Source organism: Streptomyces sp. NPDC088252 (genome assembly GCF_044740965.1).
Taxonomy (GTDB): Bacteria; Actinomycetota; Actinomycetes; order Streptomycetales; family Streptomycetaceae; genus Streptomyces.
On record NZ_JBIURS010000002.1, the window covers coordinates 334971 to 354396 of the forward strand.

The window sequence follows — 19426 nt, forward strand, 5'->3', positions numbered from 1 at the left end:
GACGACGCGGAGAACAGGCATGGTGCGGAGCAAGGGCCTTGCTAGCACAGCTGGCTCGATTCCTGTCATCCGCTCTTGAACGAAGCCCCAGGTCAGCCGACCTGGGGCTTCGTCTTTGTGGGACCCGCCAATCAGGTCGACATGGCGTCCAGAGCGGCGAGGTCCTCCGGGTCGAGGAGCAGGTCGGCTGCCGCGGTGTTGTCCTCCAGGTGGGCCACCGAGGAAGTGCCGGGGATCGCGAGTACGACCGGTGACCTGGCCAGCGTCCAGGCGAGCTTGACCTGTTCGGGAGAGGCTCCGTGCCGGGCGGCGATCCGGGCGAGAGGTTCGGTCGGCTCGGGGCGCCCCAGGCTTTTCAAGGAGAAGAACGGGACGAACGCGATGCCCTGCCGGGTGCAGGCGTCGAGGACTTCCGGATGTCGGCGGTGGAAGAGGCCGTACATGTTCTGTACCGCCGCCACCGGAGCGATCCGCTGCGCACTGGCGAGCTGCCCGATGGTCGTGTTGCTGAGGCCGAGGTGCCGGATCGGCCCCTCCTCCCACAGGGCGGCGAGCGTTCCGAATCGTTCGGCCACTGCTTCGTTGTCGTCCTCGTGGAGCCGCAGATCGACGAAGTTGAGGCGGTCCAAGCCGAGTTCGCGCAGGGTGCGGTGGACGCTGGCGACCAGGCGCCGCCCGCGCACTGGCCCCGCACCTGACCCGCCCGACCGTGATCATCGGCAAGTCCACGGTCACCGTCGGCACCTCCCGCGACCTCGGCGCACTCCTTGCCCGGCTCTCCCCGGCCGGTGAGGACGTGGAGGTCGTCTGGAACCCGGAGTTCCTCCGCGAGGGCCACGCCATCGACGACACCCTGCGCCCCGACCGGATCGTGGTCGGTGTCCCCTCGGCCCGCGCCGAGGACGTCGTACGCCAGGTCTACGCGCCGCTCCTCGCCGACGGCATCCCGCTCTTCGTCACCGACCCGGCCACCACCGAACTGATCAAGGGCGCCGCGAACGCGTACCTCGGCATGAAGATCTCATTCATCAACGGCGTCGCCGACATGTGCGCCGCGGCCGGTGCCGACGTCCAGCAGCTCACCGAGGCCATCGGCGTCGACCCGCGCATCGGTCGAGGCGGCCTCAACGCCGGCCCGGGCTACGGCGGCGGCTGCCTCCCGAAGGACGTCCGCGCCTTCACCGCCTCCGCCCGCGCCCTGGGTGCCACCAAGGCCGCGACCCTGCTGCGCGCGGCGGAGGAGGTCAACGAGTCACACCCCACCGCCGCGCTGAAGCTCATCGAGCAGACCCTCGGCCGCCCGGTGGACGGCGTACGCGTCACCGTCTGGGGCGCCTCCTTCAAGGCCGGCACCAACGACGTCCGCGAATCCCCGGCCCTGGCGATCGCCTCGCTGATGCACCAGCGCGGCGCGACCGTCACCGTCCACGACCCGCACGCCCTGCCCACCGCACTGCGCCGCAACCCCGAACTCGACTACGCCGACACCCTCGACGCCTCCGTCCAGGGCGCCGAAGTCATCGTCCTGGCCACGGAATGGCCCCACTTCCGCGAGGCCGACTCCAAGGCCCTCGCCTCACTGGTCGCGGCCCCGGTCCTCGTCGACCTCCGCAACCTCATCGACGCCGACGCCTGGCGCATGGCCGGATGCACCGTACGCCAGCTCGGACGACCCGCACAGGAATAGCCGAACCCATCGATCGGAGGTCCGACGTGGACACCCTGTGGGACAACATCGAGAAGCTCTCCGCCGTCTGCCGAGCGGCAGGCGCCCACCTCCCCGACGAGGAGCTCAAGGCCCTCCAGGTCGGCAAGGTCGCCGAAGAGGCCGGCGAGGCCATGCATGCCCTCCACGGCCTGAAGGGCCTCACCACCTGCAACGACGCCCACACCTGGTCCGAGGTCCAGAACGACCTGGTCGGCGCCGTCATCGCCGCTCTCCTGGCCATGCACTACATCGATCCCACGGGCGCCCGCGCCACCTTCGACGAGATCCTCCACCGCCGCACCCGCAGGGGCAGGAAGGCCAGCCCTTCGGCCTGACGGCTTTCAGTCGCGCCGCCGGCCGCAACTGTAAGGAGCGGTCGGCGGCAGCACTGGGGGACCGGGTTGTTATAGGCACTCAGGCCGTCACCCAGCGGATCCCTCATCCTCCGGTGACACCGCAGACAATCCCCACTCATCAGCCCCTATGGCAGGGCCAGTTCAGGCTCGGTACCCAACACGGGTGCGATGGCCATGATGTCCCCTCCGCAGACATCACAGAACTGCTAACGTGCCGTCAAATCTAGCTGCTTGCAGACTAATCGCATGGAGGCTTCACAATGCTGACCGGACTGGGCGCGGCACTAGCAACCGCGTGTGGACCCGCTGCCGGTCGAGCGGCCGGTGGTGCAGCAGCGAAGCTGGCAGCCGCTCCTATCGCTGGACTGTCAGCACGTTGGAAGAACCGCAAGACGCGACGGGCACTCGCAGACGTTACCTACGACGCCCTATGCCCCCACCTCACGCCAGAGTCCGCCAAGCAGATCGCCGAGTTTCTGGAAACACCCGATTTTCAGGCGATTGCACTTTCTATCGCCACGCAAATCTATGCTAGCGCAGGCGCCAAGAATGAGAGAAAGGAACTTAACTCCACCCTAGAACGCCTGCGGCAACTCGTGGCACTTCGCGTCCCAAACGAAGACCTCACAGCAGAAATCACCCAGGCACTATGGAATGCTCTGCTTGAGAAGACTACTTCCCAAGTAGAGACAGTTAAATCCTCAGACACGTTCACTCCTGAGTCACGCGCCTCGATGCTGAAAATCGCAGCCTGCCACGCGGCCGCTGATGCGAAATCCGCTGAGCAGTTGGCAACCCTTAGCAGCCTCGCCACCTACCACGACTTCGAAGTCCAGCTGGCCGATCAGATTAAGAATCTGCACTCCACTATGCGGCTCCCGCATGCTGGTACAACTCGGAAGGTTCCATACAGCAAGCTGTTCGTTGAACCCAAACTGCGGAGTGCCACAAAGAAGAATGAATCACATAACGCCTATGTTCGCGATCTCGATGAGGTGATCGCAAACCATCACCGAGTAGTAATTCTGGGCGACCCAGGAGGGGGGAAGTCAACACTGTCCCTCAAACTTGCCTACGACATTGCCCGATCCTCTTTCCCTGCATCTACTGCGCGAATCCCTCTACTGTTCGTCCTCCGCGATTACGTCGAAGCGTTCAGGGCGAGCAAAGATTCAATGGTCACTTTCCTCGAATCCATCTCCCGAAACCCATACAATGTGGAACCACCCGAGGGCGCCATTGAATACCTCCTCAGCAGCGGAAGAGCTCTGGTAATTTTCGACGGCCTCGACGAACTAACTGACACATCCCTACGTCGGAAGGTATCGGAATTCGTCGAGTCTTTCGTTTATCGTTACCCATCCGCACCCGTACTTGTCACTTCACGGCGCGTAGGTTACAGCGAAGCACCTCTCGATGAGAGTCTTTTTGCAGCAGTAACACTGGCGGAACTGAGCGACAGCCAGGTAGCGACGTATGCAGAAAAGTGGTTCGCCCTCGATCAAACTGTAGAGAGAAAGCGACGCAGCGAACTCGCCACCGCCTTTGTTCGCGAAAGTCAATTCGTAGCCGATCTGCGCAAAAACCCGCTCATGCTTTCTTTGATGTGCGGCATCTACGCCACCGAGCACTACATTCCGTCTAATCGACCAGACCTATATCAGAAATGCGCCCAACTCCTATTTGAAAGGTGGGACAAGCAGAGGGGTATCGTCATCCCCCTTCCTTTTAACGCCCATGTCCGACAGGCCCTCAACGCGCTGGCCCTCCGCATGTATTCGGACCCGAAGGCGCAAAAGGGGCTCACTCGTGCGCGACTTGTGTCATTCATGACTGAGTTCCTCGTGGAGAAACGTTTCGATGATGAGGCAATTGCCGAGGATGCCGCAAACCAGTTCGTAGATTTTTGCACGGGTCGAGCCTGGGTGCTCACAGACATGGGATCGGATACACAACAGAATCTCTACGCCTTCACTCACCGAACATTCCTCGAATATTTCGCTGCGACGCAACTAGTACGGAAGCATTACACGCCGGAAAAACTCTTCGACGTCCTCCATGGACGCATTTCGGCCCAGGAGTGGGAAGTTGTTGCGCAGTTGTCGCTGCAGATATTGAGCCAGAATGTCGACGATGGCGGGGATGACTTCCTTGAGCTCACCCTGTCGGCCATCCAGGATACCGACTCGCTTAGCCAGAAGATCAACCTGGCATCATTTGCGGCAAGATCACTGGGATTCATGGTACCGCGCCCGCAGATTATTCAGAGTATCTGCGAGCAGGCCGTACGCCTATCGTTGGAGTCCATCAGCGATTCGGCCTTTAATTTCGAAGCCATCGCCCTGCTAATGGAATGCAGCCCCGAAAACCTTGAGATGGTTTCCAAGAATCTAAAGGAAGCACTTCGGGCTTCCGTAGCTAGCTACCCGGAGGATGATAAGGCACTCCTAACAGCGCTATTCTTCAACGAAATCGCTAGTTACACGACCGCCTACGCAAACCCTCTTCCCTCTGGCAGCGCAGAAGTATGGGGTGGGGTGAAGAATGACCTGCGCGAAGAATTGGCACCGTTGATATCTCGGCATTACGGCTCATCCTTTTGGGCTGCCCGCCTTGGGGCCGTTAGTGGTAATGTCTCCATGAGCGTCTTGATTGAAAAGTTCGGAACCTCTCAACTGTGGGCATTCCAGAACTCTTACTGGGCTGCAGCCATCCCTCCATTCGTATTCCATGCCTCGTTTCGCGAGGGTGTCAGTTTTATCGATTCTAGCGACTTTTTTGGCATTTCCGCATCCGCTGACTGCGTCAAGGCTTTGGCGGAACTGCTTCCTGCAGCACCATGCCCGTGGGTAAGCGAGGCCGAGCTTTCACACAATCTTCTGCTGCCAATCCTTCGGGCCTGTGATGGTCCAGTCTCCGGAAAGTCCGGCCCACTGAAGGAAGGATCGATCCTAATGTTCCTTCCGATCGCAGAACTACTAATTTCCCGACGAGGCGTAATTCGACACCGCCAAGGCAACGAGGTTCCCGCAGTGACTCGCACTGATGGAAAGATGAGACGGGTCGTCCTCAAGTGGGCTAGGGCACGAATTAATCCCGAAGAGCGTCCAAGCGCCATGGCAACATTGCGCGGCCTCAATTTCAGCCCCGATGTTTCAGATTTCATCACCCGATGGATCAAGGGCGACATTGACACAGCTCGGGCCGCAAACGTTGCTCCAGAGCCCAGGCAGCCACCAGAAGATGCGTCTATTTAGCTAACGTGAAGTGCGAGGTGACCGACCCCGAGGGACGAGTGACTGAGGCAAACTCGAGTACTACGGGGTCGCCCGCAACCAGACCAAGCTCGTTACGATCGTGGTCATCGTGCAGTACGCCCGCCGCACGTCCGATGGTGCGTACGACGCGGGAAGGGGCAAGAAGATCGGTGTCATCACGGCCCACTGCAAGGGTATGAACAGGTGCCCGGACCAGATCAACGAGTGAACGACCCCGGCGGAGAAACGGTCGAGCAGCAGGCACATATCACACGCTTCCTCCTCGACTACACAGTGGTGCCCATTGCCGGGAGGACCTTCCTGCGCGGTGTGCTGCCGGCGCGGGATGCGGTTCGGGTCGTGACCGGAGCCGCCGGCACAGCGGCGCCACACGAACTGGTGGCCTATGAAGTCCCGTTGTCGGACGAGGACGGGGAGCCGGTGACCGCCCCACTGGTACTTGGCTGGACATGCACGCTCACTTCCGGCCCTCTCCCCCGCACGGACGCGACCGTGATGAGCATGCCGCTGGTCCCGGTGGACACCACCGTCCTCGAACCCGCCGACCCGACCAGTACGGATCCAGCGCTGCGCGTGCTGCGCACGCTGGCCTGGCCGTTCACCGAGACCCCACCCTGCCCAGCACTCTGCGGGTTCCTCTTCACCGGCCAGGACAGCATGCGCCTCTACCTCGCAGTCGAGGAGGCCGACGGTCTGATCGCGGCCGACGTACAGCTCACCGGCGCGTTGACCGCCCTGCTGGCCGCCCTGCCCTCGCTCATCGGCAAAGAGGAACGCTGGGTGACAGAGACATCCGCCCCCCACGGTGTACACGTAGTCGACCTGACCCCGTGGTAAAGACTGGACACACCGCACCAGGGCGCCCCGAGTGCTGGCCTGCTGCGTCTGAGCAACCGCATTCTGATGGTGACCACCCGGCGATCAGCATCGGCCACGGAGCCCGGACCGGGCAGCCCCGTCAGAGCGGTTGCCCGCACGGGAGCCCGTGCCACTACGTGCCAGAAGGGGCGGTAAACAGCGGTCACCAAGGGTGCTGACGGAACAGCAGGGAAGAGGTCACCGGTGCACGTTCTCGCAGGTCAGACGCCATACACGGGAGCAGTACCGGGTGATTCCCAAGCTCAGAGCGCGAGTTCGATTCTCGTCACCCGCTCCATGTAAAGCCCCAGGCCAATGGCCCGGGGCCTTTTTGTTGTCTGGACCAATCAGAGAGCTCGCACCCTTCGTGCACCACATCCGGCGGTGGATGGGCGACCCGCTTACCTGGCGCTACGGAGGCCAAGGCGTTCGGCATCTACGGTGCGATCGCCGGTGGCGGCGGCGCCGTCGGGCCCGCGCCGAGTCCGCGGGCTGGTCGGACGGACTGACCATCGGCATGTTCGTCGCGTCCGCCGCACAGGGCACGCACCCAGCCCACAGCAGGGTGTACCGCAAGGCGCGGCAGTTCATTCAAAATTGGCCGGCCGCGGACAGGACAAGCAGGCAGAGACCCATCGATGTGGCGAAGGCCGTACCGCCGTAAAGAACTGCCTCGGCGGGCCCAGCTCCAGTGCTGGTCTTCAGGATCCCGGCGATAAGAGCCACCACGACCGAGAACAGCGCTGCCACGAGTAGCCACAGGTACCGCGTTCCGGGTCGTGGCGCAGATGGCGGAGCATTCACAGAAGTCTTCCTTCGCGGAGGGACAGCAAGAACGAGAGCGCGTCATTCCGGGACCAGGACGCCAGTCATCAGATGCGCAGCAAGTGTGCTGCGGTGGTGCGTCGCAGCCTGAATGAGTTCGCGATGCGCAGTGATCTGTGCGTCTATGGCATCCAGCGCCGCACTGATTCGGCGCTGGCGGGAAAGGGGCGGCAGCGGTACGGGCAAAAGTGCCAGTGTGGTGGCGCTGAGGGAAGGGACGGCAGTGCCGCGGGCGCACTCCCTGAGCCACTGCATCGTCTCTGGCAGCGACAGGTAGGCGAGCAGGTAGCCCGGGAGGACAAGCGGCTCCCCGCCTGAGTCCAGGCTGCGCAGCCGCAGCAGGTTGGTGCTGCACAACCAGCCGTCCTGCGCCGGCTCAACCAAGGCAGGGGGCATCTGGGCGCCGGAGCGCACGCACAGGATGTCTCCGGGGCTGAGACGAAACCGCGCTAGTGAGCGGGCGACATCCGCGGTCACCCTCTCTATGCCACGATCGTCGATACGCCCCGCGCGCAGGTGCTTGGGCATCACGACAGGTAGATCGCCTTCCGCGGAACGAACCTCAGCTGGAAGGCGCGAGTAGGACGGACCAGCTGTGATATCGACCAGCTCCCGCAGTGGTACACGATGCCAGTCACGAGGCAGCCCGTCGTACGAGAACGTGGCGGCTGACGGCAGTGGCCCGAACGAGAGTGCATCGACCGCGCCGTCCACGGCTTTCGTTCGGCGCCTCGCCGCAGAGAGCGTCTGCTCCGTGGCTGCTGCCTCCTTCGCCGCATCAGTCGGCGGCGACGCCGCAGACATCCATCTGTCCACGTAGTCGGCGGGGCTGAGCGAGTAGGCGGTAGCCCGAACCGCTTCTAGCGGAGCAGCGACCGCAAGATGTCCCGCGCCTTGCCGACCGACGCGGAAACCAGTGCCTCGCCGCCACGCTTGAACGGTACCCACGACGGCACCGACGTGTTCGTCAGGCAGGACGCGGGGTCCACGCGTTGCCTTGTCGCCCAGCTCCCGGGCATCCACGAACAGGATCTCCTCGCGCACCGCTGTGGAACGCTGCAAGAACCACAAACACACAGACACCTGCGCTCGGGAAAAGAGCTGAGGCGGCAGCGCGACAATGCATTCGACAGCCCCCTCCTCCACCAGTCTGCTACGAATTTCGCGCTCTCGGGGGTCGGTGGAGGCGCCTGCGCTAACCGGCATCACCACGCTTGCGCGGCCCTCGTCCTTGAGCGAGACCAGGACATGCTGGAGCCAGGCGAAGACAGCGCTACCGGGGGGAGGCTGTCCATACGGCCAGGCGATGCCCTCACGTGGCTTCGGCGCCGCTCCATGAGCGTTGAAAGGCGGATTGGTCAAGATCAAGTCGGCCTGTTGGCCGTTCGGCCAGACTCGTTCATTCCATGGGGCCGTGGTGCCGGCCTCCAGCTCAACCGTGACTCCATGCAGCGCGAGATTCATTCCGGCGAGCCGAAGCGTGCCGCGCTGGGGGCTCTCACCACACAGGGTCAGAGGCACGACGCCACTGAGGCGTTCAGCGACTCCGTCGAGCATTTCTCCGGCGCGCACGTACGGGTCATACACGCGCTGTGCAGAGTGTTCGTCCCCTATAGCGGCATCCCGCATCAGCCGTACAACGGCACGCGGGGTGAAGAACTCTCCGCTGGGAAGCGCAGCTCGGGAGCCGAATTGATCCACCAACTGCCGGAACTCGTCGATCCCCAAACCGTCAGTCATGCGGATCGCCTCAACCACATCTCCATACTCCCGAGGCTCCAACCTGAGAATAGCGCTGCGCATGCCCGGCGTTACACCGCGCAGGCGCAGTGCCTCGTCGGCCGATTCCCCGATCTCCCGCAGCAACGCCGCCGTGGCAGCCACGGATCGAGCCCGCGCCGTACGCGGGAGCGACGCAGAGCGCGGGCTTCCGCTTACCCGAAGGAAGACCAGCGAGATGAGCAGGGCAAGGTAGTCCGTCATCGATCCACCGCCGCGCACGGCATCTGCCATCGGTCCCAGCAGCCGCGCCAGTTGCCGCGCACGTTCCTCTTCGTCGCCCAGCACACCGCTATTGGCTGCCTCACTGCTCAACGCAGCCGCGCCATGACGCGCATCACCTGATGCGACGAGGTTGCGCCGTACCCGGTCGGCGTAAGTGAACCCGACCGGCTCATCGGACGCACGCGCGCGCGACGGAATCTGGCGGGAATCAAGCCAACCGAGGACCGCCCGCAGGCTGAATAGTTCCGTTTCCCCTGTCCGGACCGGCTCTGGATAACCCTGGTGCCGACGTTGCCAGTTGGTAACTGCAGGCCGCATCACTCCTGCCAGTTCCGCGAGCTCGGCCCTCGACAGCAAGCGGTCGTCGCTGTGACCCGTACTGTCCATGAAACCCCCGTAAACCGTCCTGGCTGCTCTCGACGAAAGAACCGTAGGGAGGCGGCAACGGGAGCGTCAAGCCGCGCACCGACGGTGCGCACAACAGCATGCGGCCAGACAACCTGAGCAGCACGTACGACACTCAGAAGCCAAAGAGCCTTTGAGCTGGGCATTTTCTAACTGACACTTCTCCTGTCTGCTCACTTGCGAGGCTCAAGAGGTCTCACTTTGTTAATGGGGTACCTAGGAAGCGCGTCGGCCCTCACCTCTTTGACCCCGATGGCGTGACGAGGTGCTGACGCACGGACCGTGTAGGGACGCCAACCGTTCCAGGGAGGCTGTGAGCTTCCGGCCCGAGAAGCCCATCCTCAGCACCCCTGGCCGTCGGCGTGCGGTCTCTGCCATGCCACCAAGAGTGCGGGCCGCACGTTGCGACAGCGGCCGCAGGATTCGCGACCGTCAGCTGCGACGGCCTGCGGCGCAGGAGGGGCACTCGCTTCTTGCCATCTGGGGACTGTTCACCCGGCTCAGGAGCGCGCATCGTGTCGCCTGTGATCCCCAAGCTCGGCGCACGAGCTCGGTTCGCGTCACCCGCTCCACGAGAGAGCCCCGAGCCAACGTCCCGGGGCTTCCTCTTTGACAGCTTCACTCTTGGCGGAACGGCACCGGTCGCCCCCTCTGCCTGCCCGCGGGAGCGTACGTCCGCGGATCGCGGAGCCCGCCGCTGGCTCTTCCTGGATAATCGAGCTATGGCAACACCGCCCGGTCTTTCTGATCTCCGCCGTGCCAAGTTTGCTCGGCGCCTGCCCGCAGCGCTGTCCGATCTTGTCGGCCCCGAGCACGGCACAGTGAGTCTGCCGCTCCACCTGGCATGGTCGGGGCTCACTACGTTCGACCTCGATCAGCCCCGGCTGCGGATGAGCTACTACCGCATCGTCCTGGCCGAAGGGCAGCACGACGACCTGGTCCAGTACCTCGATCGCGACCTTCTCGTCGGCCTGTGGCCCACACTGCGCACACTGGTCAGCCGTGATGTCCGTGAGGTCTGGGAGAGCTCCTTCGACGAACTGGCTCACAGCGTTCAGGCCGCTGCGTGAACCTCACAGAACTGCACCGCCGCCTGCTCGCAGATGTGCTCGCCGTGGGCGGTGATTACCCTCTGGTGCTCACCGGTGGGTACGCGGTCCAAGCACACGGCCTGGTCGACCGGCTCAGCCAGGACCTCGATGTCGCGACCGAGAACCCAGAACCCATGGAGGACATCGCGACCGTCGTGCGCACCGGACTGGAGCGGCGCGGATGGCACGTAGAAGCCCTGGAGGCAGACCCGCTGTCCGCACGTCTGATCGTCACCGACCCTGCCAGCCGCGAAGAGTGCGAGGTCGACATCCTCAAGGAAGCACTCTGGCGACCACCCGTACACACCGAGCACGGCTTGGTGCTGTCCCTCGAAGATGTTGTCGGCACCAAGGTCCGCGCCTTGGCCGACCGTGGACTCGCCAGGGATCTGATCGAGTACAGGCCGCCACGGACTGCTGGAACCCCGTCGAACTCGAGGAGCTCGGCCGGCGCCATGCCCGCGACTCCTTCGACCTCAGCGAGCTTCAAGCTCGGCTGAGCGGAGCCGACTGGATCGACGACACGGAATTCGCCGCCTACGGACTCGACGCGCAGGCAATTGCCGAGCTGCGCCAGTGGGCACAGACCTGGGCCGACGACATCGGGGAACGGCTTCACGAGCTTGAGGCCCCGCACGAGGACTGATGGCCTGACGGATGCCGACCGTTCGACAGGAATGCGGTTCGCGACAGGGGCTGGACGCCCCTCGGCCGCCGTGCCCCATCCGTGCCCTTCGAAGCGGACAACAGCGGTCATGTACGGCTCCCAGAGACCTCGCCGACCTCACCCAGTCCGGGCGAACATGCAAGCCAGGGCTCCTGTAGCAGTCCAAGGACCGTTGATTCCCAAGCTCAGAGCGCGAGTTCGATTCTCGTCACCCGCTCCACGACGAAGGCCCTGGTCAGAGACCGGGGCCTTGTTTGTTGTCTGAGGCCTGCTCCATGCGTCGCGTGCCGCATCCGTGGCAGATGCCCGGTAGTCCGCCGCTGCGCGCCGAGCCCGTACGAACTGGTCGCCGGTCCGTGTGCGAGTACTGATCGGCAGTGTGACGCTGGACCGAGTGGAGAGGGTCTGGCCTGTGAGCCGCGGGACTCCCGGCTTTTCAACGGTGCGACGCTCGGTTCGGGCTCATTGCTCAAGCTCGGCAAGGCCGGAAAGCTGGGTGTGGGCGCGGAGGCCGCGACCGTGCTGGGCAAGGCGGGCGCACTCGTCGATCCGATGAGTTACCTCGGCAAGGCGGCGGGTGTCACCAAGCTGAAGGTCGGCGACTTCATGGAGGGCCTGAAGGCCAGCCAGGCCGGTATCGACGACATGGCCCGCAACGCACCCACCGGGGCTCCGCCTCATACAGCTGGGGTGGACGCGCCCCCCGGTCATGAATACGTCGACCACGCGGGCAACAAGCGCATCATCGGCGATGATGCGTACATCAGGGACGAACACGGCAACGTCGTTCCCGATACCCAACCCGTCCGGGAGCCGCACAAGGACGACCTGCCCAACACGCACGAGACCACCCCCGGCGAGGAGAAGGTGCTCGAGGGCGCGGGCGGACCCAGCCGCGCGGAGAACGCGGCGGGCCACCCGACCGGCTCGATGCACCCGGGTGACGGTTCCAACCCGGTCGCCGGGGGTGGTGGTACGCACCACACGCCGTCCACGGGCGGCCACGCCGCGGACCGCCCGACCGGTGGCGGTTCGGACAGCGGCGCGGGTTCGTACACGCCTTCCGGCGGCGGCGGTCATGGCGAAACCCCGGGTACTGGCGCGAGCGGCCACTCGGAGAACACCCATGGCGGCGACGGAGCCCACAGCAGCGACGCGGGCGGCGACAACCCTGCGTCCGGTTCCGCCGATCATGGATCCGGTGACGGTGCCGATGGCCAGGTGGAGAAGCACACGCCCGGCGGGGAGACGCAGGAGCACGAGGGAACAGGAACGTCGGATACTTCGGGTGAGACGGGCACGACGCCCGGCGATCGTGTGAACGAGCCGATTCCAGAGTTGACGGCGGAGGAAAAGGCAGCGCACTGGGGCCATCTGGAAGACGTGGAAAAGCGGGCTCCAGAAGAATTCGATCACCTGAAGCACGACCCGGATCACAAGAATCAAATCGATGACAAATCGATGGATGAAGCCCGGGTCGGCCTCGACCTCCGGGAGAGCGGACGTCTCCCGGAGGACATCCGCCGTCCGGAGCTAGCCGATAAGGGCGAGTTCTATTCCGAAACAACCGGTGAGTACTATGACATCAAGGGCGTCCACTCCGACTATCCTCCATTCAATAATGTGCGCGACAAGTCCCAGCCGTTCAAGGGTGCGTACGACCCGGCCAATAATGAGGCATGGGTCAACAAACAGCTGGCGAAGCAGATCGAAAAGCGTGGACGTATAGTAATTATTGACATCCGGAATGCAAATCAAGCAGCAATCGACAGCGTCAAGGCAGCTGTTGAAAGCCGCGGTTGGGGAGATCGTGTCATCTGGTACCCGTAAGAACTGGAAGCCGATCGTGCTCCCCACTGATCCGGAAGCCACGCGGCAACTGCAGGAATGGCTTGCCTCGGGGGAGTACAACCTCAACGGCATGGAGCGTGACTTCCGGGGCGCCGATCTCTCGGGCGGGGACTTCTCGAATGCATGGTTCACCGACGCAATCCTGGTGGGTGTACGACTTGTCGGCACGTCCTTCTACCGGGCCGACCTTCAGTCGGCCGATCTGACCGGAGCGGATCTGACCGGAGCGGATCTCGTCAGGGCGAACCTGGACGAGGCCGTGCTCCGATCGGCGCGGCTCGACGGGACGGACATGGTCCGGGCTTCGTTGTGCGATGTCGACGCGTCGGGAGCGAGCTTCCGCAGAACACGGTTTCTCGGTGCTTCGCTGATCGACACCGATATGAGGGGAGCGGACCTGACTGATGCTGTCCTTGACGAGAACTTCTTCGAGATCAAAGTCGACGACGCTACAGTGGTGCGCGGCCTGACCGGCACCGTTTTCGGGCCGATCACCGTCTTCAGCGGCGAATCGTCCCGAGAGCTGGCCGGCGCAGAACTTGAGGCGTGGATCGGTGCGCGAGACGGACAGGTGCGAGTGATTCCTCCGCGCCGCCCATCACAGTAGGGCCTGGCACGGTCCATTAGCCGGAATCCACGAATTCCGCAGCGGGTGACTGGTTTCGCTGAGCTGCTCGTTCTTCTGGTTTCGAAGTCGAGCGGCTCTTCGGGCGGCTAGTCGGGCGACGAACTCAGAGGACCCACGAGCAGTCCCATGCACCGCCATCGCAATTTGTGCGGCACGGATTTCGACGGTCGGCCGACGGACGACATCGACGTCGTGATCCACAACGCGCTCGATAGTCCCCGTTACACCGGACACCCGCCTCCCCGGCCTCGTCGCCTTGATGAACGACCCCGGAGCGCCCGAGATCGAGCGGTTGCCGGCTTGCGTGGTGCTGACGACCTGGGGCCAAGCGGCGGGATACGGAACGGTGATCCGTGCCGCCGCGGACGGCGGCATCGAGACGACGGCCGACCACGCATGATCGGAGAAAACATCGCATGACCAAGGACGTGATCGCGCTCACCGAGCGCATGCCGGACGCGCTGAGCGTCCTGGCGGGCCTGCTCGCGGGCGGCCCGGACCTGCTGGTCGAGACCGCCGGCGAGGGTGCCGTGGTCCAACTGTGTGACGCCGAGGGGCGGCCGCTCGTCTCGATCGAGGTGCCGCTGCTGCTCCAGGTGCAGGGTGAGGCGGCCCGGTTGCTGGGGCCCGACGTCGAGCCGCCGGGCGACGGTCCGGCGTGGTGGGTCGAGGCCCGCGCCGCCGCGGGCGTCCCCCAGGCCGAACAGCTCGCAGGTGCCTTCGCGGCCCGGCTGACCATGCTCCTGGGCGGCAGGGTCTGGCCGCCGGATGCCCCCGGCACCGTCGGTGCGGCCCGCCCGGTCGATGTTTCGGGCGTCACTGCCGTACCAGCCCCTGCTGCTGCCCAGCCAGCCGTCGACATGCTTACCGACAAGGCTGCCGTTGTTCTCCAGGACCGACCGGTCGTCCCCATGACGAGCTGGCTTTCCGAGGCGCTGCGGGCCACCGTGGACAGCGACCGATGCCTGCAGATCGTCACCCCACCGCACTGCCGTCTCTCCCTGCCCACCCGCATGCTGCTGCAGTCCACACCCTCGCGCTGGGTGGTCCAGGACGAGCGGTGCGGCTATTACGACGGGCTGACCGGCGCGGTACTGCGCTGGCAGGACGACGCCTTCTCCCCGGCCCGGGACGAAAGCGGTGAGACTCCGGTGGCAGAGGCCTTCGCAGAGGTTCGGCCCAGCGGCGAGCGTCAGCTCGTCGTTTCCTTCCGGACCCTGCACCCTCCCAGGGCGGACCTCGTTCTCGGCGGCGCGCTGGAAGCCGCCTGGCAGGCGCTGGCCGGTGGCCCGCCGGCCAGCTGGGGGACATCGGAGCCGGCCGGTCTGGCCTGGTCGAGGCGGCAGCTGACCGAGCTGGCGTACGAACGTGCCCCACGGCCCACCTGGACGGTGGTCGTCGGTGCCCCAAACCGGCCCGCCGTCGCCACCCTGCGCGTGATCCGCACCCCGGAGGGTGTGGAGGAGGACATCACCCTCACCATCGGCTACGGCCCCGGTGAGAAGCCGGCCCTGGAGGCACTGCCGGAGCTGGCCGACGAACTCGTGACCCGACACGGACTGAAGACCATGCTGTGCCAACTGCGCGCGGCACGCCGGGACCTGAGCACCCCGCCCCACTTCGAGCACCCGCCGCTGCCCTACGCCTTCGTACTGGGCCCCGTAGAGGTCCGGGAAGCCGGACGCGACACCGCGAGCAGGACACCGCTCAAGGAACGCCCGGTACAACTGGGCCCGAACGCCCGGCCCGGCTTCTACTACCCACTCGGCGACGGAGAGACCGCTGAGAGCTGGCACACACTCGAACAGCTCATGCGCCACCTGCGAGGGGCACCGCCGGCCTGAACAATCACGCCCGACGCACTCGGTCACGCGCTGCCGCCGATACGGAAGACAGACATGCTGGTGCCGACGTGCCTCGCACAGGAGCGACGCCTTGTTTTCCCGGCTCTGCTGCCCACTGGCCTGGCGAGGCACTCGGAACGAATGCGTGGACGGCGGCACGCCAAGCTGACGCCTATACAACTAGGCATCCTGCCGAGTCCCACCACCGCGTCGGGCAACGCGACTCTTCTCCCGCCCGGCCTCTCTCCTGACGCCACACAGGAGGCGTGCCACAACGTGCCAGAAGGGGCGGTAAACAGCGGTCACCAAAGGGCTGAAGCCGCTATCAGGACGAGGCGATCAACGCGCGTTTCCACAGGTCACAGGCTATACACGGACCAAGTACCGGGTGATTCCCAAGCTCAGAGCGCGAGTTCGATTCTCGTCACCCGCTCTTTCACGAGGCCCCAGGTCAGCGACCTGGGGCCTCGTCGTTGCCCAGACTTCTGTCTAGGCGTCGCGGACCAGCGCACCGCCTGGCCTCTTGTTCTCGTAGGCTCGGGCGAGTATCCCCACGGTGGCGGCCATGGCCTGGCGGAGTTCGGCCGGTGCAACGACCTCGACATCCCCACCGAGCCTCAGCAGTTCGCCGCAGGCGTGCTCGGTGCCCTCGACCGGGATGACCGCCTCGACCCACCCGTCGTCGCCGACGGCGGTCGCGGTGGAGTCGACTGCCCGCACCACCTCCGGGGGGACGTTGTCGGGAAGGCGCCGACGTCCCCGGAGGGACAGGCGGACGGTGGCTGTGCCGGTGTAGCGGCGAGCCTGGAAGTCGTCGAGGTAGGAGGCCCAGTACGCGCCCAGGTCGAAGTCCTGCGGCCGGTCGAACCGCTCGTCGCCCAGCACCGCGTCGAGGACTTGGGCGACGCGGTAGGTCGCGGTCCCCCTGTCGGTGACGGCCACGAGGTACCAGGTACCGGACTTGAGTACCAGGCCGTAGGGGTGGAGGTGGCGATTCACCTCCTGCGGGGCGCGCCAGCGGCGGTAGCGCACATCCACCGCACGCCGACTGAGAACCGCGTCCACGAACAGGGGGAGATGCGGTGTCTGTTCGGGTTCCCGGTACCAGCCGGGGGCGTCCAGGTGGAACACCGCCGCGGCCCGTGCCGCCTCCTCGCGCAGTCCTGCCGGCAGCGCGGCGAGAAGCTTCAGCCGGGCCGCCGACATCTCGGCCGTGAATCCCAGGTCGGCGGCGGGTCCGGGCAGTCCGGCAAAGAACAGTGTCCGCGCCTCGCCCTCGCTCATCCCGGTGAGGCGGGTGCGGTAGCCGTCGAGCAGCTGGTAGCCGCCCCCGCGGCCCGGCTCCGCGTAGACCGGGACCCCTGCGGACTGCAGGCGCGCCACGTCACGGTAGGCGGTGCGCACGGACACGTTCAGCTCGTCGGCGATTCCCCGCGCGGACATACGGCCACGCGATTGCAGCAACAGCAGCACCGAGAGCAGTCGACTGGCAGACATGCGCGCATTCTCCTCGGAAACCCTGACAGCACCTGTCACACAGCTCCCCTAGCGTCGAACCACTTCCCGGCCACGACCGAACAGGCCGGGAGCTCCGCACGGAGAACACCGAAACAGGAGTCTTGCTGTGCCACCCACCGAACTCGTCGGGCCACCGGCCGTGATCGAGCTTCGCCAGTACACGCTGCGTCCCCGCCGGCGCGACGAACTCATCGAGCTGTTCGACCGGGAGTTCGTCGAATCCCAGGAAGACGTGGGGATGAGTGTGCTCGGCCAGTTCCGGGACCTCGACGAGCCGGACCGCTTCGTCTGGTTGCGCGGATTCCGGGACATGGAGGCGCGCCATCGCGCGCTCACGAACTTCTACGGCGGACCCGTCTGGGCCGAGCACGGTCCGCAGGCGAACGACACCATGATCGACTCCGACGATGTCCTCCTCCTGCGCCCCGTGTCGGCCGGGGGCGGCTTCACCGGCTCCCTGGCCGGGCGGCCCCCGGTCGGCGCTACGGCGCCTGACCGGTTCGTGTCCGCCACCGTGTGGTCCTTCCCTCCCGGACGGCAGGACGGCATCGCGCTGATCCGGGAGGGCCTCCTCCCCGCGCTCCAGGAGACGGGCCCCGCACCGCTCGCCTTCCTGACCACCGAGCACGCGCACAACACATTCGCCGCGCTGCCGGTCCGCGCCGGCGAGAACGTCGCCGCGATCTTCACCTCGTACCCCGACGCGAGTGCGCACCGTCGGCACCTCGCCGACATGCAAGCCCACCCCCTCGCACGGGACGAGATCCTGCAAGGTGTCGAGCGGGAACAGACAGCAGCACCTCAGGTACTCCGGCTCGGGCCGACCGGTCGCTCGCTGATCTGACTGCTCACCCCGCGCAGCCCGTGGGACGGGTGGTCCGGGCGGGCGCGGCACCAGCGGGTGAATCGTCGCGCCTCCCATACCCGAGGCGGCGAACGACCGCGGGCGGCGTACATCGAGATCGTTGTCGGCGGCGAGCCACGGGCCCGGCCGCGTGGCCGAGCGACACATCGGAAGGCGAGGCGACCGTGGCCTTCCATCGAGGGTGACGTCACCGACTGCGACGGTCACGGCCGAAACCGCTCCGGCGGGACCGGGGACCCACCTGCAGAGCCACCCGAGCAGGTAAAATTCGGGCGTATGGGTATATGGCGGCGGCTTTCGTTCCGCCAACATTCCTGGCGGGCCAGTGACGCCCTGCTGGCGATCCCGCTCGCTCTGATCGCAGCCATCGTGCTTGTCGACGCAACGACCGGGCCCGACGTGGCGCTGGGCCCCCTGCTGATCGTGGCTCCCGCGCTCACCGCCTCCTTCGCCGGCCCCTTCCTGACCGCCGTGGTCGGAGCCATCGCCGTGGCGGCCCTGTTCGGCGTCGGCGTGGGGCTCCGTATCCTGACCACGGAGAGCATCGGTACGCAGATCGTCGCCGTGGTGGTGGTCTCGGCGATCGTGACGGTGTTCCGGTGGCTGCGGGATCGATACGGTCGTGAGCTGGCGCAGGTGCGGACGGTGTCGGAGGCCACGCAGCGAGCGGTGCTCAGACCGCTGCCGCGGCAGATCGGGCCACTGCGGGTGGCCTCGGTGTACCTCGCGGCGGAGGAGCAGGCACAGATCGGCGGCGATCTCTACGCGGCCACCCGCACCTCGGCCGGCACCAGGCTGATCATCGGGGATGCGAGGGGCAAGGGCCTGACCGCGATCGGAGACGCCGCGCTGCTGCTGGGTGCGTTCCGGGCGGCCGCACACCGGCAGTCCTCCTTGCCCGACCTCATGGCCTACCTGGAGAACAGCGTGTGCTGGAGCATGGTCGAACCCGCCGAGTCGGAGCAGGAAGGGGAGTGCTTCATCACCGCCGCCGTCATCGACATCCCCGACGCGGGTGAGAAGGTGGAGATGATCAGCTGCGGGCACCCGCCCCCTTTGCTGCTTCGCGACGGCCGGGTCACCGCGCTCAACCCCACCCGCCCCACGCTGCCACTGGGCCTGGGCGGGCTGACCACACCCCAGTACCAGGTGGACACCTTCGCCCTGGGGCCCACAGACCTGCTGCTGCTCTACACCGACGGCGTGATGGAGGCCCGGGACTCCGGCAGGATCTTCTACCCGCTGGCCGAACGTGCCGCCTCCCGGGCACACGACAGCCCCCGGGCCCTGATCCACCACCTGCGCGCCGACCTTCTGGCCCATGTGGGCGGGCACCTGGACGACGACGCCGCCATGGTCTGCGTCCAGCGCACCCCCGCCCCCGCTCCGGCGACCTCCACGACGGCAGGCACCCGCCCCGGCCTGCCCCACCCGCAGCCCCGCTCCACCACGAAGCACAGCAACCGCCACAACCGCCGCTGACCACCATGGGCCGCCACCCGGCAGGCTCGGCGGGTCGACGGTCGGT

At 65.7% G+C, this 19426-nt stretch carries 14 protein-coding genes and 1 pseudogene; 12 read left to right on the forward strand and 3 right to left on the reverse strand.

Annotated features, from left to right (window positions below):
- Nucleotides 1-131: 131 nt before the first annotated feature.
- Nucleotides 132-683, reverse strand: coding sequence for an aldo/keto reductase (locus tag ACIOHC_RS05300; RefSeq protein ID WP_401841520.1), 552 nt, complete (start codon nucleotides 681-683; stop codon nucleotides 132-134).
- A 26-nt stretch (nucleotides 684-709) separates the two neighbouring features.
- Between ACIOHC_RS05300 and ACIOHC_RS05305 the strand changes: the two genes are divergently transcribed.
- From ACIOHC_RS05305 to ACIOHC_RS05320, 4 genes are all read left to right on the forward strand, one after another.
- Entirely contained in the window at nucleotides 710-1687 is a 978-nt protein-coding gene (locus tag ACIOHC_RS05305; RefSeq protein WP_401841523.1) for a UDP-glucose dehydrogenase family protein, read from the forward strand.
- Between the two features lie 26 nt (nucleotides 1688-1713).
- Nucleotides 1714-2043, forward strand: a complete 330-nt coding sequence (locus tag ACIOHC_RS05310; protein WP_401841526.1) for a MazG-like family protein — start codon at nucleotides 1714-1716, stop codon at nucleotides 2041-2043.
- A 281-nt stretch (nucleotides 2044-2324) separates the two neighbouring features.
- Nucleotides 2325-5321 (forward strand): NACHT domain-containing protein, encoded by a 2997-nt coding sequence (locus ACIOHC_RS05315; RefSeq protein ID WP_401841528.1) that lies wholly within the window; start codon nucleotides 2325-2327, stop codon nucleotides 5319-5321.
- Nucleotides 5322-5546: 225 nt separating this feature from the next.
- Entirely contained in the window at nucleotides 5547-6179 is a 633-nt protein-coding gene (locus tag ACIOHC_RS05320; protein ID WP_401841530.1) for a hypothetical protein, read from the forward strand.
- 867 nt (nucleotides 6180-7046) lie between these two features.
- On the opposite strand, the gene ACIOHC_RS05325 is transcribed toward ACIOHC_RS05320, so the two are convergent.
- On the reverse strand, nucleotides 7047-9416 hold the full coding sequence (locus tag ACIOHC_RS05325) for an N-6 DNA methylase (protein ID WP_389636136.1): 2370 nt from the start codon (nucleotides 9414-9416) through the stop codon (nucleotides 7047-7049).
- A 740-nt stretch (nucleotides 9417-10156) separates the two neighbouring features.
- On the opposite strand from ACIOHC_RS05325, the gene ACIOHC_RS05330 reads away from it, so the two are divergent.
- The 6 genes and pseudogenes from ACIOHC_RS05330 to ACIOHC_RS05355 all read left to right on the forward strand — a co-directional run bounded on the left by ACIOHC_RS05330 (nucleotide 10157) and on the right by ACIOHC_RS05355 (nucleotide 15515).
- Nucleotides 10157-10504, forward strand: a complete 348-nt coding sequence (locus ACIOHC_RS05330) for a transcriptional regulator (protein ID WP_351071647.1) — start codon at nucleotides 10157-10159, stop codon at nucleotides 10502-10504.
- Nucleotides 10501-11171, forward strand: a pseudogene (locus ACIOHC_RS05335) (nucleotidyl transferase AbiEii/AbiGii toxin family protein). Before ACIOHC_RS05330 ends, ACIOHC_RS05335 begins: the two are co-directional and overlap by 4 nt.
- A gap of 486 nt (nucleotides 11172-11657) precedes the next feature.
- Complete coding sequence (locus tag ACIOHC_RS05340) at nucleotides 11658-13022, forward strand: hypothetical protein (RefSeq protein WP_401841532.1); 1365 nt, start codon at nucleotides 11658-11660, stop codon at nucleotides 13020-13022.
- Entirely contained in the window at nucleotides 12940-13650 is a 711-nt protein-coding gene (locus tag ACIOHC_RS05345) for a pentapeptide repeat-containing protein (RefSeq protein ID WP_365691462.1), read from the forward strand. The genes ACIOHC_RS05340 and ACIOHC_RS05345 overlap by 83 nt, the downstream gene beginning before the upstream one ends.
- A gap of 280 nt (nucleotides 13651-13930) precedes the next feature.
- Nucleotides 13931-14071 (forward strand): hypothetical protein, encoded by a 141-nt coding sequence (locus ACIOHC_RS05350; protein WP_351071661.1) that lies wholly within the window; start codon nucleotides 13931-13933, stop codon nucleotides 14069-14071.
- Between the two features lie 16 nt (nucleotides 14072-14087).
- Nucleotides 14088-15515 (forward strand): DUF6177 family protein, encoded by a 1428-nt coding sequence (locus tag ACIOHC_RS05355; RefSeq protein ID WP_351071663.1) that lies wholly within the window; start codon nucleotides 14088-14090, stop codon nucleotides 15513-15515.
- Nucleotides 15516-16004: 489 nt separating this feature from the next.
- Here ACIOHC_RS05355 and ACIOHC_RS05360 read toward each other — a convergent pair whose 3' ends face one another.
- Nucleotides 16005-17012, reverse strand: coding sequence for a helix-turn-helix transcriptional regulator (locus ACIOHC_RS05360; RefSeq protein ID WP_401841536.1), 1008 nt, complete (start codon nucleotides 17010-17012; stop codon nucleotides 16005-16007).
- 127 nt (nucleotides 17013-17139) lie between these two features.
- Here ACIOHC_RS05360 and ACIOHC_RS05365 point away from each other — a divergent pair, with 127 nt between their 5' ends.
- Entirely contained in the window at nucleotides 17140-17877 is a 738-nt protein-coding gene (locus tag ACIOHC_RS05365; protein WP_365691457.1) for an NIPSNAP family protein, read from the forward strand.
- A gap of 297 nt (nucleotides 17878-18174) precedes the next feature.
- The gene (locus tag ACIOHC_RS05370) at nucleotides 18175-19380 is read left to right on the forward strand and encodes a PP2C family protein-serine/threonine phosphatase (protein ID WP_351071670.1); all 1206 of its coding nucleotides are present in this window, start codon (nucleotides 18175-18177) and stop codon (nucleotides 19378-19380) included.
- Nucleotides 19381-19426: the final 46 nt, after the last annotated feature.